This is a genomic window from Empedobacter sp. GD03797, from assembly GCF_029842105.1.
In the GTDB taxonomy this organism is placed as follows: Bacteria; Bacteroidota; Bacteroidia; order Flavobacteriales; family Weeksellaceae; genus Empedobacter; species Empedobacter falsenii_C.
Genome location: NZ_JAOCFS010000001.1, coordinates 110,702 through 125,500 on the forward strand (window position 1 = coordinate 110,702; position 14,799 = coordinate 125,500).

The window sequence follows — 14,799 nt, forward strand, 5'->3', positions numbered from 1 at the left end:
CCCAAAGGACAGGATTTTAAAAACTAACCATCGCTGAAAGCTTTATTTATTAAGGCTTTTCAGCGTTTTTCGCTTCGTCTTTACTTTCGGTATTGTTGCTTTCTTCCGCTTGGATGGCGGTTTGAGCAACTGCTGTGGCGATTGTTCCGCCCAATGCCAAATAGCCTGCAACGGTTACGATAGTGGTGGGAATAGCCACCGGAGCGGTTAAGATTGCACCGCCTACAGCGGTCAATGTGATGCCAATGGCTCTAACGATTTTGAACCATTTTGGGGTTGGAGCTTTTACACGCTCTACTAAGTTTAAATTATTATTTTTCATTGCCTGAATGTTTTAAATTGTTTTGTTCAATAATGTTTACTCTGTGTTCCAGATAATCTACCTTTTGATTGAGCATATTATAACTGCTTTTAAACTCTGTTTTGATGAGCAAAGCCATCGTTTTTACTTCGGTTAAATCTTTTTCCATATTCTTAAAATCGGAATGAAGTTGTTTGATGAAGTAGGCAACAATCGCCAACAGCATACTAATCAAAGAGCCGAACACGATGTTTAATGTGATTGCATTTTCCATTGTTACGGGGTTTTAAAATTGAAAATTATTCTCGATGCTGATTTGATTTTCCTCGCTTTGTGCAACGCTCAAAAGCTTTGGGTAAATCATTTGATAAGCATCTTTACTTCTTACGATTTGATAATCGCCATCGATAAAATCGAACCCAAAACCACACAACGGACAACCTGCGGTTTGTCTGAAATTGTTACCAATATGGATGTATACAAAACTGAAATTCGGCAAGCCGTTTATCTCAATCATTCCTTTGTGGAACTTCGGGAATTTCTGCCGATACTCGGCATTCATTCCGCCCCAGGTGTTTAATCTTAAAGTATAATTTCCTTCAGGAATGGCGGTTTGTTTTGGTATTTTGATGGCTCTGATTTTGTCCTCCAACAAATAACATTGAAAAATACCATCAATATAAAGCTGGCTTAATGTGCTTTGTTTGCCTTCGGCAACTCTTATGATTTTTGCTTTCATTTGAAAATCGTTTTTGGAATTAATTAAAAAAGCCTTCTCTTGTGAAGAAGGCTTTGGATTGGGTTGGCTTAAAACGCATCTTCAATTCGCAAACAGTTGCCAGAATTGAGCGCATAATAATTGGTGTTGACCTCTTGGAAAAACTCAATCCCGATACACTGAATAACTGTAACATTTGCGCCCAGCGTTGGAGCACCAGGAAGCGTTGCAGTTAAGGTAGAGCCTGCATAAGCAGTATTTAAAGGGATATAATCCGAATACTCAACGATGCTCAGCTCATTGTTTACGATGTCATCAGGTTCGTAAGTTCCGGTTGTTGCATTGTACACAAAATCGGCAACCACCGCCAAAGCGTTAATCAATCGGAAATGTGTAGTTCCTGAAGGTGCAGAAATCAAATCGGCAGGGTTAAACGGAGCGATGATGAAATCTGCACTTTCTCTACCTGCGGTATGGGTTACATCATACGGAGCATTGAACACGCCATTAATGGATAATTTTTTATCGAACTCAAAACCCAGTAAATAGTTTCTTTGGGTTGAAATTTCGACCTTTCGGTAGCCTCTGGCTTCCGTTCCGTCTTCCAAATTGATTTTTTTCATTATAGAAGTTAATCGACCTGTAACCTGGCTATCCGCCATTTTTGACATCAATGCCGAAAGTGCTGTTCTCACAGACTTTCCGGCTCTTGCACATCCGCCAAACTCGTTCATATTCTCACGAGTACGTTCAAATTCCGGTGCGGAGTTTACCTGTTCTGCGGTTGGTCCGCCAACCATTCCGGCGAAAAATCCTTGTTGACCTTTTATCTTGAAGTGTCGCACATCACCGATAGTGCCAACGTACTTCATAAGTCCTTTTTGTCTTGCCATTGTTTTAAAATTTAAGAGTTAATAAATGCTTTGCTATAGCTACTACAAAGTTCTATCTATCTCATTTTATGAACAATACACAAGGTTGTACAATGTAATGCAATGCGGTGCTATCGCACCGAAAACACCCATTTTCACAATTCAGAACAGCAATTAGTTTGAGAAATCGGAGGAAGAAGCAAGGATAAAAAACAGAAAAAGTATAGTGTTTCAATACTCTTAATTAGCTATTTTTATGCGGTAGATATTTGTAAAATAAAAAGGTTGTGAAAAGTTGTACTTATGTTGTACTTCAAAAAATAAAGTAAGCAAAACGTATTGATTTACAGACATCTGCAAAACAATTACTGATAATTGAGTGTTAGATGTAATATGAAAAACCAATTTTTCCCATAAATAATGAAAGAAACTATAAAGGAAATCTTCATAGATCTATGCTCTAAATATTCAAGTAATGAAAAGATTTTTAGAGGATATTGGAATGAGATTGAAAAATCATATTCTCATAGAAGTAGACATTACCATAATTTGATTCATTTAGAAAATATGATAATGGAATTAAGCAGTGTACAAAACGATATTGAAGATTTTGATTCTGTTCTATTTTCTATATTCTATCATGATTTTATTTATAAGAGTACGTCGAAAGATAACGAAGAGAAAAGTGTTGAATACGCAAAGAGTAAATTGAGGAAATTAAATTATAACGATGTATCAATTGATAAGGTATATAATCAAATTTTAGCAACCAAATCTCATCAATTATCCAATCAAAAAGACACAAATTATTTATTAGATTCAGATCTTTCTATTTTAGGTAAAAGTTGGAATGAATATGAACTTTATATAAAGCAAATAAGAAAAGAATATTCCATATATCCAGATTTTATATATAATTCAGGTAGAAAAAAAGTTCTGAAACATTTTCTAACGTTCGACAGAATATACAAAACCGAATATTTTAAAGATAAATATGAAAAACAAGCACGCGAAAATATTTCGAAAGAAATAGAGTTACTATGATACTACAGCTAACATTGTATTGATAAAATACGAAGTGAAATATAATTTACTTTTACAGAATGCATCAGTTTATAAAATAAACCATAAAAATAAAATATGAATTATAAGGGACAATATTAGCTGGATTTTTAGACCAGATGATCCTTTAAGTGATATTTATATACAAGAAACATCTTTGAATGATTGGGGAAAAGTTATTGATTTATTGAATGATGAATATGATTTAAAATATTTTTCAGAAAATAAAATTTATAAAATGGTTGCTTGTTATACCAAGTAAATACTAAATGTAAATAAAAATTAAGTAACTAATGGAAATTGATTTTTTAAAATTGGATTATTACTCAGACTTTTTAGGAGAAAAAGAAATACGGTTTTACACAAATTCAAAAGACATTGAATTTAAACGAAATATAAAAGAACTTACAAAAAATCAATTTTACGAAGTACAATTAAATCAAGGAGAAAACAATATATATTTTTTTAGCCTTTGGGAAGGGTATTTTGACACATTGATAAGGAAACTGATTGGTAATCAAAATAACTATCAGGAATTACCAAAATTTATCAAAAATTGGTATGAATGTAAAGGCTGGTGGGGTGTAGACTTTATAGAAGATGTAATTTTAGAAACCGAACTTAAATGGTTATTAGAAATAATTCCAATAATTAACGACAATCAAAAAAAAGCATTAAAAGAAGATATTTGGGATAGTAATTGTATAAATGATTTAATCATTTTCTTAAATTTTGTAAATAAGAACGATTGGGAGTTAAGAATATCAGAAGAATAAAAATGTATACAAATAGTTTACTATATAAATACTTTGATAGGGATTATGTTGGAGAAAATGAGGAATGGGCAGTATATTCTGAAGTTTTAATTGAAAATATACATGAGTTTTTAAATCATTTAACTACGATTGATAAAAAAAAATGAAGAATTAAACTTAGTAAGAAAAGAATATGAATATTTGATTAAGTTTTGTGAAGAATGTATAAAGAATAAGTCTAACATTTATTTTCTAGCTGATAATTATTAATAAAACTGCTATTATAATTTTTTAAAAATTGTTAAAAAACTATTTTTAAAAAGAATAACCCAAAAACTCTTGATTATGAGCTTTTTTTATAGCTTATTGTGAGTGTTTTAATTTATGTATATTAGTTGTTGTTGAATGAACTAATTTTTTTTAAGTTTCTTAAAACAAATTAGTTTTAATTTTTAAAAGAGAACAGTCAAAAATGTTTGATAAAATATTAAAAGGATTTGTAGATATTATTTATGGTACAAACCGAAAAAGAAGAAATTTTGAACTTAAAAATGCAGATGAAAAAGTTTTAGCTGCTGATGCTAGTAAAGGCATAATAACTAATGAAAGTCAGGAAATAACTCGTGGAATTAATTGGGTGACATCTCAAAGAGCTGTGTTAATGTTGACAAACAAGAATATTATTTGTGGTAAATGGATTGTACCTCTTGATATTATTAGTACTGCTAAACTTACTAAAATAAGTTCTTTATTTGGAAATGGTCAAGTTTTGACGATTGAAACAAAAGACAATAAAAACTATCAATTTGGAATGCAAATTAACCCGGAATGGATAAATCAGGATGCGTTACCTCTAAAACTTGAAAAAGGAAATGTAAAAAATTTACTTTTTAGTATAATTTTGAGAATTATAATTTTAGGCTATATCGTTTATCAGATTTATCGAAGGTTTGTATAATGTCTTATATATTTTACATAAATATAATGTTCTGTAAAATAAGTAATTATACTTCGATGAACTCAGAGGAATAATAGAAAATTAAACTATTTGTAACATTTGTCCAATGTTGCTTTTGATATTTTCGACTATTTTTATTACATATTTAAAACATATACATTCTAATGAAAAAATTACTTTTACTTACCTTATTTGTTGTTTGTTTCTCATGTGAAGATGATGATAATAAATACAATTTGAAAGCTGGAATTGCGACTAAAATAAGTGGAGAAATAACAGACGAAGAAAATAAACCTTTTGTAAATGTTAGAATTCTCGTGAATGAATATAAAAAAGGAGGCGTAATGGGAATGGGTGAATTTGTAAAAATTGTTGATTCTGTATTTACAAATTCTGAAGGAAAGTACGAGAAAACGTTTTATACAACAGGTGCAGGTAGAGAATATAGATTAAGTATTACTGGAGCTCCAATTTTAACACAAGATTATTTTGGAGATGTCCGTGATGTAGTGATTAATAATATTGGAAAATCTTTTACCTACAATCATTCATTTATAAGACTCTATCCTTGTGATATTACGATTAATACAGAGAATACAACTATTTTTCCGTTGTTAATAAGTCAAGGAACTACAAATATGAATCATTATCAAAATAATGATTATCAAATTCTTGAAAAAGGAATTGTTACAAAAAGATTTTATCTTGCGAAGAACTTCTTTCAACCTATTGATTTTTACAGAACTGTTTCCTCTACAAAATCTCAAAGAGCAAGTTATATTCTCGAACCAATAAAAGGAGCAGGAAATTATCCACAAGTATTAAGAATAGAAGATAAAGATTTTAAGGATTAGAAAACTTTATAGACAGCTTTTATCTGTTTTTTTCTAATGATACTTACTTGTAAATCTTATTTCATTAACTTTATCTTTTAAAAAAGATAATTAAAATGTACACAATATTACATAATTCTCGCTGTGGGAAAAGCAGAGATGCGATGAAAGTTTTAGAAGAATCTGGAAAAGATTTTGTAGTAAGAGAATATTTGAAAGAACCTTTAACGAAAAATGAATTGAAGGAAATTTTGACTAAACTAAATTTAAAACCAATTGATATTGTGCGTACAAATGAGGAAGATTGGAAAGCAAATTTCAAAGGAAAAGAACTTTCTGATGATGAAGTTTTGAATGCTTTGGTTGAATATCCAAAATTGATTCAACGTCCGATTGTAACAGATGAAAAAAATGGAGTAGTAGGTCGTCCAAAAGAATTAGTAGAAGATTTTATTAAATAAAATTGGTTTGATAATTGTTAGTATTTCTAAAACTAAACATAAAAAGCTATGAAAATTTTAGAAGCATTAACAAAAAATCACACCGAGAAAGGAACTAAAATAGGTCTTTTAACAACTGCAGCTACAACAGGCGTAACCGTTGCTAAATTTCTAGGAAAAAGGTCTATTTATGGAATAATTGGAGGGATTGCTGTGACATTGGCAGCAGAGTATATCCGAAAAAAATACGAGAAGAAAGTTGAAGCAGAGAATGAAACTGTTTTAGAGAATAAATAAAGAAAGCCACTCAATTTGAGTGGCTTTTCTACTTATTTTGAATAGATAAATTATTTATCTAAAACTTCCATATCAAAATATAAAGTTGCGTTTGGTGGAACAACACCTCCAGCACCTCTTGATCCGTAACCTAATTCAGCAGGGATAATTAAGAAAACTTTAGAACCTCTGTTGAACATTGTCAATGCTTCCATCCAACCTTGGATTAATCCTGTTACACCAACTGTTGCGTCTAATGGTTGATTGCGATCGTAAGATGAATCTAATTTTTCACCGTCGTTTAAACGTAAAGTATAATGTACTTGAATTGGATCTCCTTGAACTGGTTTTGCTCCGTTACCTTCTTCTAAAATTACATATTTTAATCCAGAAGGAGTTGATTGAGCTTTTGCTTCTAATTCTTTTTGACGAGCAATTTCAGCATCTTTTTCAGCTTTTGCTTTCGCTTCAGCTTCAGCTTGTTTTTTTGCGTGATTTGCTTTTGCAGCTTCAAATGCTTCAGCTCCGTTGTATTTAGCATATTTATCACCTTTACGAGCGATTTCTACTTTTTCAATTACAACTGGAACAACTGGTTTATCACTTGGCGTTTTTTCTACATTTGCAATAGAATCAACAACATCTAAACCTTCTACAACTTGTCCGAAAATAGTGTGACGCCCGTCTAACCATGGTGTAGGAACTTCTGTGATGAAGAATTGAGAACCGTTTGTAGCTGGTCCTGAATTTGCCATAGATAAAACACCTTTTTTATCGTGTTTTAAAGTTGGTTCAAACTCATCTTCGAAATCGTAACCAGGTCCACCTGTACCAATTCCATCTGGATCACCACCTTGAATCATGAAATCTTTGATCACACGGTGAAAAATGATTCCATCATAAAAAGGAACTCCTTTTGCTTTTGCTTTATTTTCTTTTGTACCTTCTGCTAATCCAACAAAGTTAGCAACCGTCATTGGCGCTTCTTCTTCGTATAATTTGATTGTCATTGCACCATGATTTGTTGTCATTTTTGCATACAATCCGTCTTCTAAACTTTTAAATTCTTCTTTACTCATCGATTTTGGAATTTTAACGCCACAACTAACAAGGGTAGTGATGACAGTTAAGATTAATAATATTTTTCTCATTTTAACTTTACAGTCTTTGTGTTTATTAGTGTTTTTTAATTTTTAAGACTTTTACATCCATAATAATAGGCGAGTCTGGCGCAATTTTTTGCGTATCACCATAACCTCCATAAGCTAAAAACGAAGGTAACAATAATTTAGCAGTTTCACCTTCAGGAATTAATTGTAAACCAGCCTGTAAACCTCTCACAATATCAGCTTTTCCTAAAATTATTTTCTGAACTTTATTATCGTTAAACGAATATAAAATGTTGTTTTCGAGATCAGTTACTTGGTATTCAAATTCGATATAATCTCCATTATTAGCTGTTTGAGCTGTTCGTTGACCACTGTTCGAAATCCAAAATCCCGAACTCGTTTTAACAAATTTTAGGTCAGATGTTTTCATATAATCATCAAACCATTGCAATTCTTCTTGATGCAATAATTTTCCACGCTCTTGCGAACGTTTCATAAAATCATCATTAGAATATGAAACGGGATATTGTATCACTTTTTGATCACAACTCATCAACGCAAAAATAGCGAAAGTGAATAAAATAACTTTTTTCATTAGATAACGATACTGGCTAATTTTTCTTGATATTCTGGTAAAAGCGATTGGAAATAAGCAATTGTTTCTTCCATATTCATGTCCGAACGACCTCCAGCAGCATTCATATGACCACCGCCGTTGAAATGTTTGCGAGAAAATTCATTCACATCAAAATCACCTTTAGAACGTAACGAAATTTTAATGAAATTATGATGTGTATCTTCAATAAAAATTACAGAAAAGATAAAATTCTCTACACTCAAACCATAATTTACAAAACCTTCTGTATCTCCTTTCTGAAAACCATTTGCTAATAAATCTTCACGTTTTAAGAACATGAAAGCTGTACGATGTTCTGGTAAAAAAGTTAGATTATTTAGCGTTAATGATAACAATTTTAAACGTCCTTGCGTTTGCGAATCGTTTACATACGAAGTCACTTTGTCAACTTCTACACCTTTATCAATCAATTCTGCAACAATTCTGTGCGTATCTGCCGATGTATTACGAAAACGGAATCCGCCTGTATCCGTCATTATTCCAGTATAAATACATTCAGCAATGCCTTTGTCAATTTTATCCAAATCATTCATCGCTTCGATAAAATTATAAACCATTTGACAAGTCGCTGGCATTTCGATATCCGAATACATAAAATCAAATGTATCTGGTTCACGGTGATGATCGATTAATATTTTTGGTGCTTTTGAACGTTCAACCCAGTTTCCTAAGTCGTCAATTCGTTTTACGGTATTAAAATCTAAGATAAAAATTAACTCAGCTTGATGTATAATTGCTTCGGCAACTTTTGGTCGGTAATCTGCAATTACAATATCTTTTGCTGAAGGCATCCATTTTAGGAACTTCGGAAAATCGTTTGGTGAAACAATGTTACACGTATGTCCCAATTTATTTAAATAATGAAACATCGCCAATGTAGAACCTATCGCATCTCCATCAGGATTTTTGTGCGGTAGAATTGCAATTTTCTTTGGTGTTGATTTTAAAAGAGTTTTTAACTCTTCGAAATTTGTCATTTGCATAGTTGCAAAGATAATCAAACAAGTGAAATTGTAAATTGCTTTGAAGAAGAAAACTGCAAATTTTAGATGAATTAATTATTTTTTTTGAATTGATTAATGGTAATAAAAAAATAAAAACCTTTGTAAACTAAAATTCAGATTTAATTTTTTAACAAAAATACTAATTAGCTTTAAGCTCTTTCTACTAAGCAATTATAACAACCAGGTCTTGCGTTGTGAATATGAATGTATTCGACTTCTTGGTTTTCTAAGATTTCATTTAATTTTTCTTTTAAATAACCTCCTTTTATTGCATCAGCAAAAATCATTATTGAATTCTTGTTGTAAGCACGAATAGACAAAAACCGATGGTTAAACATTATTGGAATTTCATTAATAGAAGATTTATAAGTTTGTGCGTTTTTACTTATAAAAATAGGACCAGATGCCTTGTAAGGAGAGTTTACCGAATGATGTTCAAAATTAAGTAGAATAACTTCTTCTCCAACTTGCACATCTGTTAAACTAACTCGGCAAGGATATCCTGGGAATTTATCTACAATCATTCTCGAGATATTTTGTTTTGACAATTCCTTATCACTTAGATTAAAATAATCACTAAAAAGCTCATTATCTAAGGCGACTATTCTAAAGTTATTTTTCATTTTAATTTTATTAGATGATTGATTATAACTAATTTAAATAAAAAACAATAATTTAAAAAAAATAAAATAAATATTAACGTAGTAGAAATGTAAAAAAAACTAGAGCATGAAGTAATTTCAAACTCTAGTTTATAACTTGATAATTTATTATAATAAATTATAAATCTCTTTTCTTGATAATTAATAAGGATAAACCAAGAAATAAAATGATGTAGAAAATATTTACCGCAAAATGATCCCATTGTACATGATCGGCAACAAATAACTTACCTTCCATAATTGCTTTTTGTATATCTACAGAAGGATAATCAACTATTTTTCCGTTTGAGTTTAGTGGTAAATAATTAGTTAAGATTTTAATTTCTTCAGGATTTTTTGGAGGATTTTTACCAAATCGAACTAAAAATTCAACAACTTTAGCAACAGATTCTATAATATTCAAAACAATTAAAGACAAAATTGCAAAAGCACTTTTCTTTAATAGAAATGATAAAAACATTGCAAAAACAATGTAAGCGAAGATTTCGACGAAATATCCACCTAAGAATTCGATTCCGTTTACAAAATCAAAATTTTCGCTAAAAATAGAACCTAATGCAAAAACTAAAACACCAACTAAAAATGTAGAAATAAGTGTAATAACAACGTTCATCAAAACTTTTGTATTTAAAAATTCAGTTTTTGATAAACCATCAATTGTATTTTGTTTGAAAGTTCCGAAAGAATATTCGTTGGTAATATTATTAATGACAATAATAGCTAAAAAGAATTTTCCAAAACCAATTAACCATGTGATGTTATGCCAAATTACAGGGAATTCTAACGCGCCTAATTTGATTAAATCAATTTCGATTCCATTCATATTTGGTTTGAAATTCGGCAACGTAATTCCCATTAACAGAATCATCACGAAGTATAAAATAATAAAAATTCGTGTTCCTTTGTTGTAGAATAATTTATTCCATTCTATGCTAAATAATCTTTTCATGTTAGTTCTGTTTTTGGATTAATTGGAAAAATTGTTGCTCTAAAGATTCTTTACGTTTTACCAAATGATTCACGATAATTCCTTGTTCATAAAGCATTTTATTGATTTCTGCAGGATCTTTTTCTTCTGATAAAACAGCAAAAAGTTTGTTATTTTCTTTAGTAACTTTCGAAACGAATGAGAACGTTTTTAATGTATATTCCAAACTTTCCATATTTTGCGCAGCAACTTCGATGCTTCCAAAACTTGAATTCATTTGATCTACAGAACCCGCATAAAGCATTTTTCCTTGATTAAGAACCACCACATGCGAACATACTTTTTCGACTTCGTCTAATAAATGACTGGCCAAAATAATTGTTGTCCCTTGTTGCGCAATTTTAATAATCAATTCTCGAATCTGAATAATTCCTTGTGGATCTAAACCATTTGTAGGTTCGTCTAAAATCAACACTTCAGGATCATTTAACAACGCCGCTGCAATTGCCAAACGTTGTTTCATTCCCAACGAATATTGTTGAAATTTATCTTTTTTACGAGAAAGTAATCCAACTAATTCAAGTTTTTCGTCAATTTTCGCATAATTAACTTCTTTAATATCAGCAACAATTTCAAGATTTTTTTCTGCTGATAAATATGGATAGAATTTTGGACTTTCGATAATGGCTCCAATTTTTTTCAACGAATCGTTATCTGGTTCTTTATCAAACCATTTCCATGAACCCGCTGTAGGATTGATTACATTAAGAATCATTCCTAATGTTGTCGATTTTCCACTTCCGTTTGGACCAAGTAATCCATAAACGTTTCCTTTTTCTACCGAAAAAGAGACATTGTTGACCGCTGTAAAACTGCCAAATTTTTTAGTAAGTTGATTAATTTCAAGAACTTTATTCATAGTAGTTGAATTTGTTTTCTTTATATGTAGACTTTTTTGTTAATTTGTTACAATTTAGAATTAATTTAAATAACATGAGAACGATACTTTATACCTTATTAATTGTACTTACAATTCAGGCTAAAGCGCAAAACGGAAAAACTTATCAAATTTATAATCAACAAGAAAAGAAAGTTGATTTTGATAAAATGATTAAAGAGTTAGCAAAATATGATGTTGTTTTATTTGGTGAACATCATAATAATGCGGTAAATCATTGGTTGCAATTGCAAACGACAAAAGAATTGTATAAGATAAAAGGAAATCAATTGATACTCGGAGCAGAAATGTTCGAGCGCCATCAACAAAATGATTTAACGAATTATTTGAAAGGCAAAACGACGGATGAAGAATTTCAAAAAAGTACAAAGCTTTGGAATAATTATAAAACAGATTATAAACCGCTTGTTGATTTTGCGAAAGAAAAGAATTTGGATTTTGTAGCGACTAACGTATCACGCAAATATGCTTCGTATGTCGCTAAGAATGGACTTGAAGCTTTGGATACAGTTCCAAATAATGAGAAAGCTTATATTGCGAAACTTCCTATTACGATAGATTATGATGCGCCTGGTTATCCTGAAATGATTAAAATGATGGGAGATCATGCTGGAGTGAAGGCAAAACAGTTTGTTGCAGCGCAAGCTACAAAGGATGCAACAATGGCAGAATCAATTTTGAATAATTTGAAGAAAAATAATCTATTCATTCATTACAATGGTGATTATCATTCTAAAAATTATGGCGGAATTTATTGGTATTTGAAATATTTTCGACCTGAGCTCAAAATCGCCGTAATTGAAATTCTAGAAAGTGAAGATTTAAATGAAAAATTATCTGTAATTAAATCTAAAAACGAAAATGTTACTACGACAGAATTTATTATAGTATTTGCTAAGGATTCGCCTAAAACCTACTAATTTTACTGATAAGCAGAAAGTTTTATTGATTATTTTTCATATTTTGCATTTTAAAAAATAAAGCAAACAATTAAATACAACTATGGACAGAAGAAATTTTATTAAATCGACTGCTGCAGCATCTACGGTAGCATTAGTATCACCAGATTCATTATTTGATTTTTCATCAAAAATTGATAAGGTGAAAGTAGGAATTGTTGGCTGTGGAATGAGAGGGCAGGTACATTTAGATGAGTTATTAAAAAGAAATGATGTAGAAGTTGTTGGGATCGCTGAACCAGATCAACGAATGATTGATCGTTCAAACAAAATTTTTGCAAAACATAATAAAAAACCTGTAGAGTATTTTAAAGGTTTAGATGGATATAAAAAATTATATAAGAATAAGAAAATTCATGCTGTAATTATAGCTACGCCATGGGAATTTCACGCTGAGCAAACAATTGCAGCAATGAATGCGGGTAAAATTGTAGGTTTAGAAGTGTGTGGAGCGATGAATTTACAAGAATGTTGGGATTACGTAGATACATACGAAAAAACGAAAGTTCCTGTGTTCATGATGGAGAATGTTTGTTACCGTCGCGATGTTATGGCTGTAATGAATATGGTTCGTAAAGGAATGTTTGGACAAATTGTTCATGGACAAGGTGGTTACCAACACGATTTAAGAAATGTATTATTTAACGATGGTAAACAACCTTATGGTGGTGGAGTTGAATTTGGAGACAAAGGTTTCTCTGAAGCTGCTTGGCGTACAAATCATTATGTAAAACGTAATGCAGAATTATATCCAACGCATGGTTTAGGACCAATCGGTACAATGATGGATGTTAACCGTGGAAATAGAATTACACATTTAACTTCTATGGCTTCTCAACAAGCTGGTTTAACTGATTATATCGTAAAAAATGGAGGAGCAGATCACCCAAATGCAAAGGTTAAATTCAAACAAGGAGATATCGTTCAAACAATGTTAAAATGTGAGAACGGAGAAACAATCTTATTAACGCACGATACATCTTTACAACGTCCATATAACTTAGGTTTCCGTATTCAAGGAACTGATGGTATTTGGCAAGATATCGGTTCAGGAGGATTTAGTCAAGGTTTCATTTATTTCGAAGATGAAATGAGACATTCTCACAAATGGGCAAGTTCAGAAGATCATTTAAAAACTTACGATCATCCATATTGGAAAAAATACGAAACTCAGGCAGAAGGTGCTGGGCACGGAGGAATGGATTTCTTCTTAATGAATGATTTTATCGAATGTATTAAAGCAAACAAAGAATTCCCATTCGATGTATATGATTTAGCAACTTGGTATGCAGTAACACCATTAAGTGAAAAATCTATCGAAGGAAATGGTAGTTCTCAAGAAATGCCAGACTTTACAAGAGGAAAATATAAAACAAGAAAACCAGTTTTTGGTACAGAAGATTATGGATTCTAAAACCTTATCATTAGTCATTTTAGCAGGTGGAATGGGAAGCCGCTACAAAGGACAAAAACAAATTGATCCAATTGGACCAAGTAAAGAAACGTTGATGGAATATTCAATTTTCGATGCTTTTTCTTGTGGAATAAAACATTTTGTATTCATTATTAATGAACAATTTAATGCAGAAACTAAAAAATATTTTCAAAATTTAATTGAAAAAAATGGAGGTAAAGTAGAATTTGTTCTTCAAACGACGTATACATCTGTTCCGAGAGGAATTTACGATACAATAGAAAAACGTGAAAAACCTTGGGGAACTGGACATGCGTTAATGATTACAAAAAATCATTTAAACAATCCATTTATTGTGATTAATGCTGACGATTTTTATGGTCGTAAAGCTTATGAAAAGGCGAATGAATTAGTTCAAAACGAAAAAATCACTGCAAATACTTATGGTATGGTTGCGTACAAATTGGCGAATACGATCAGCGAAAATGGTTCTGTTTCTCGCGGAGTTTGCACGGTAACTAACGGTCATTTGGAGAATGTTGTAGAGCGTACAAATATCTATTCTAACGAAAATGGAGAAATTGTTTTTGAAGAAGATGATAACATTTTACCATTGGACGGAGATACGGCTGTATCGATGAATTTCTTTGTTTTACATCCTTCTATTTTCAGAAAATTAGAAGATAAATTTGAGGAATTTCTTCACGAAAATGCTTCTCAATTGAAAGCAGAATTTTTCTTGCCGAAAGTTGTAAATGATATGATCAAAGAAGATCAATTGGAAGTGATTGTAGAAAAATCGGATGACAATTGGTTTGGAATGACATATCCAGAAGATAGAGAAGTAGTTGTAAATTCTATTCACAATTTAATCAATGATCAAAAATATCCAAATTCACTTTGGACATAAAAT

General features: G+C 31.0%; 19 protein-coding genes. 9 read left to right on the plus strand and 10 right to left on the minus strand.

The window, feature by feature from the left end; genetic code table 11:
• Window positions 1–49: 49 nt before the first annotated feature.
• From N5D90_RS00630 to N5D90_RS00645, 4 genes are all read right to left on the minus strand, one after another.
• Window positions 50–322 (minus strand): hypothetical protein, encoded by a 273-nt coding sequence (locus N5D90_RS00630; RefSeq protein WP_280061204.1) that lies wholly within the window; start codon window positions 320–322, stop codon window positions 50–52.
• Complete coding sequence (locus N5D90_RS00635; protein WP_074233821.1) at window positions 312–575, minus strand: hypothetical protein; 264 nt, start codon at window positions 573–575, stop codon at window positions 312–314. Before N5D90_RS00635 ends, N5D90_RS00630 begins: the two co-directional genes overlap by 11 nt.
• A 12-nt stretch (window positions 576–587) precedes the next feature.
• Window positions 588–1,040, minus strand: a complete 453-nt coding sequence (locus N5D90_RS00640) for a DUF5675 family protein (protein ID WP_280061205.1) — start codon at window positions 1,038–1,040, stop codon at window positions 588–590.
• 68 nt (window positions 1,041–1,108) lie between these two features.
• Window positions 1,109–1,912, minus strand: a complete 804-nt coding sequence (locus tag N5D90_RS00645) for a hypothetical protein (RefSeq protein ID WP_280061206.1) — start codon at window positions 1,910–1,912, stop codon at window positions 1,109–1,111.
• A 399-nt stretch (window positions 1,913–2,311) separates the two neighbouring features.
• Here N5D90_RS00645 and N5D90_RS00650 point away from each other — a divergent pair, with 399 nt between their 5' ends.
• From N5D90_RS00650 to N5D90_RS00675, 6 genes are all read left to right on the plus strand, one after another.
• The gene (locus N5D90_RS00650; RefSeq protein ID WP_280061207.1) at window positions 2,312–2,935 is read left to right on the plus strand and encodes a hypothetical protein; all 624 of its coding nucleotides are present in this window, start codon (window positions 2,312–2,314) and stop codon (window positions 2,933–2,935) included.
• A 311-nt stretch (window positions 2,936–3,246) separates the two neighbouring features.
• Window positions 3,247–3,729, plus strand: coding sequence for a hypothetical protein (locus N5D90_RS00655; RefSeq protein WP_147280010.1), 483 nt, complete (start codon window positions 3,247–3,249; stop codon window positions 3,727–3,729).
• Window positions 3,730–4,180: 451 nt separating this feature from the next.
• Window positions 4,181–4,666 (plus strand): hypothetical protein, encoded by a 486-nt coding sequence (locus tag N5D90_RS00660; protein WP_280061208.1) that lies wholly within the window; start codon window positions 4,181–4,183, stop codon window positions 4,664–4,666.
• Window positions 4,667–4,830: 164 nt separating this feature from the next.
• A complete protein-coding gene (locus N5D90_RS00665; RefSeq protein WP_038331193.1) occupies window positions 4,831–5,520 on the plus strand; it encodes a hypothetical protein in 690 nt (229 codons plus the stop codon).
• Between the two features lie 95 nt (window positions 5,521–5,615).
• On the plus strand, window positions 5,616–5,960 hold the full coding sequence (locus N5D90_RS00670) for an arsenate reductase family protein (RefSeq protein ID WP_038331194.1): 345 nt from the start codon (window positions 5,616–5,618) through the stop codon (window positions 5,958–5,960).
• Window positions 5,961–6,008: 48 nt separating this feature from the next.
• Window positions 6,009–6,236 carry a hypothetical protein gene (locus N5D90_RS00675; protein ID WP_038331196.1) on the plus strand — a complete coding sequence of 76 codons (228 nt, stop codon included), beginning with the start codon at window positions 6,009–6,011 and terminating at the stop codon, window positions 6,234–6,236.
• A 50-nt stretch (window positions 6,237–6,286) separates the two neighbouring features.
• Here the strand turns inward: N5D90_RS00675 and N5D90_RS00680 are convergent, their stop codons facing one another.
• From N5D90_RS00680 to N5D90_RS00705, 6 genes are all read right to left on the minus strand, one after another.
• On the minus strand, window positions 6,287–7,366 hold the full coding sequence (locus N5D90_RS00680) for a peptidylprolyl isomerase (RefSeq protein WP_244957946.1): 1,080 nt from the start codon (window positions 7,364–7,366) through the stop codon (window positions 6,287–6,289).
• Window positions 7,367–7,391: 25 nt separating this feature from the next.
• The gene (locus N5D90_RS00685) at window positions 7,392–7,919 is read right to left on the minus strand and encodes an FKBP-type peptidyl-prolyl cis-trans isomerase (protein WP_280061209.1); all 528 of its coding nucleotides are present in this window, start codon (window positions 7,917–7,919) and stop codon (window positions 7,392–7,394) included.
• On the minus strand, window positions 7,919–8,944 hold the full coding sequence (locus N5D90_RS00690; RefSeq protein ID WP_280061210.1) for a bifunctional oligoribonuclease/PAP phosphatase NrnA: 1,026 nt from the start codon (window positions 8,942–8,944) through the stop codon (window positions 7,919–7,921). Before N5D90_RS00690 ends, N5D90_RS00685 begins: the two co-directional genes overlap by 1 nt.
• Window positions 8,945–9,114: 170 nt before the next feature.
• Window positions 9,115–9,489, minus strand: coding sequence for a DUF1203 domain-containing protein (locus N5D90_RS00695; RefSeq protein ID WP_280061211.1), 375 nt, complete (start codon window positions 9,487–9,489; stop codon window positions 9,115–9,117).
• Between the two features lie 256 nt (window positions 9,490–9,745).
• On the minus strand, window positions 9,746–10,576 hold the full coding sequence (locus tag N5D90_RS00700) for an ABC transporter permease (protein ID WP_280061212.1): 831 nt from the start codon (window positions 10,574–10,576) through the stop codon (window positions 9,746–9,748).
• A 1-nt stretch (window position 10,577) separates the two neighbouring features.
• Window positions 10,578–11,474, minus strand: coding sequence for an ABC transporter ATP-binding protein (locus tag N5D90_RS00705; RefSeq protein ID WP_280061213.1), 897 nt, complete (start codon window positions 11,472–11,474; stop codon window positions 10,578–10,580).
• Window positions 11,475–11,548: 74 nt separating this feature from the next.
• Between N5D90_RS00705 and N5D90_RS00710 the strand changes: the two genes are divergently transcribed.
• From N5D90_RS00710 to N5D90_RS00720, 3 genes are all read left to right on the plus strand, one after another.
• Entirely contained in the window at window positions 11,549–12,433 is an 885-nt protein-coding gene (locus N5D90_RS00710) for a ChaN family lipoprotein (RefSeq protein WP_280061214.1), read from the plus strand.
• An 82-nt stretch (window positions 12,434–12,515) separates the two neighbouring features.
• Window positions 12,516–13,886 carry a Gfo/Idh/MocA family protein gene (locus N5D90_RS00715; RefSeq protein WP_280061215.1) on the plus strand — a complete coding sequence of 457 codons (1,371 nt, stop codon included), beginning with the start codon at window positions 12,516–12,518 and terminating at the stop codon, window positions 13,884–13,886.
• Window positions 13,876–14,796, plus strand: a complete 921-nt coding sequence (locus N5D90_RS00720) for a sugar phosphate nucleotidyltransferase (protein ID WP_280061216.1) — start codon at window positions 13,876–13,878, stop codon at window positions 14,794–14,796. Before N5D90_RS00715 ends, N5D90_RS00720 begins: the two co-directional genes overlap by 11 nt.
• Window positions 14,797–14,799: the final 3 nt, after the last annotated feature.

Bases quoted from the DNA above. Each gene is read 5' to 3' on its own strand.
- N5D90_RS00630 (WP_280061204.1), bottom strand. From the start codon at position 322: ATGAAAAATAATAATTTAAACTTAGTAGAGCGTGTAAAAGCTCCAACC.
- N5D90_RS00635 (WP_074233821.1), bottom strand. From the start codon at position 575: ATGGAAAATGCAATCACATTAAACATCGTGTTCGGCTCTTTGATTAGT.
- N5D90_RS00640 (WP_280061205.1), bottom strand. From the start codon at position 1,040: ATGAAAGCAAAAATCATAAGAGTTGCCGAAGGCAAACAAAGCACATTA.
- N5D90_RS00645 (WP_280061206.1), bottom strand. From the start codon at position 1,912: ATGGCAAGACAAAAAGGACTTATGAAGTACGTTGGCACTATCGGTGAT.
- N5D90_RS00650 (WP_280061207.1), top strand. From the start codon at position 2,312: ATGAAAGAAACTATAAAGGAAATCTTCATAGATCTATGCTCTAAATAT.
- N5D90_RS00655 (WP_147280010.1), top strand. From the start codon at position 3,247: ATGGAAATTGATTTTTTAAAATTGGATTATTACTCAGACTTTTTAGGA.
- N5D90_RS00660 (WP_280061208.1), top strand. From the start codon at position 4,181: ATGTTTGATAAAATATTAAAAGGATTTGTAGATATTATTTATGGTACA.
- N5D90_RS00665 (WP_038331193.1), top strand. From the start codon at position 4,831: ATGAAAAAATTACTTTTACTTACCTTATTTGTTGTTTGTTTCTCATGT.
- N5D90_RS00670 (WP_038331194.1), top strand. From the start codon at position 5,616: ATGTACACAATATTACATAATTCTCGCTGTGGGAAAAGCAGAGATGCG.
- N5D90_RS00675 (WP_038331196.1), top strand. From the start codon at position 6,009: ATGAAAATTTTAGAAGCATTAACAAAAAATCACACCGAGAAAGGAACT.
- N5D90_RS00680 (WP_244957946.1), bottom strand. From the start codon at position 7,366: ATGAGAAAAATATTATTAATCTTAACTGTCATCACTACCCTTGTTAGT.
- N5D90_RS00685 (WP_280061209.1), bottom strand. From the start codon at position 7,919: ATGAAAAAAGTTATTTTATTCACTTTCGCTATTTTTGCGTTGATGAGT.
- N5D90_RS00690 (WP_280061210.1), bottom strand. From the start codon at position 8,944: ATGCAAATGACAAATTTCGAAGAGTTAAAAACTCTTTTAAAATCAACA.
- N5D90_RS00695 (WP_280061211.1), bottom strand. From the start codon at position 9,489: ATGATTGTAGATAAATTCCCAGGATATCCTTGCCGAGTTAGTTTAACA.
- N5D90_RS00700 (WP_280061212.1), bottom strand. From the start codon at position 10,576: ATGAAAAGATTATTTAGCATAGAATGGAATAAATTATTCTACAACAAA.
- N5D90_RS00705 (WP_280061213.1), bottom strand. From the start codon at position 11,474: ATGAATAAAGTTCTTGAAATTAATCAACTTACTAAAAAATTTGGCAGT.
- N5D90_RS00710 (WP_280061214.1), top strand. From the start codon at position 11,549: ATGAGAACGATACTTTATACCTTATTAATTGTACTTACAATTCAGGCT.
- N5D90_RS00715 (WP_280061215.1), top strand. From the start codon at position 12,516: ATGGACAGAAGAAATTTTATTAAATCGACTGCTGCAGCATCTACGGTA.
- N5D90_RS00720 (WP_280061216.1), top strand. From the start codon at position 13,876: ATGGATTCTAAAACCTTATCATTAGTCATTTTAGCAGGTGGAATGGGA.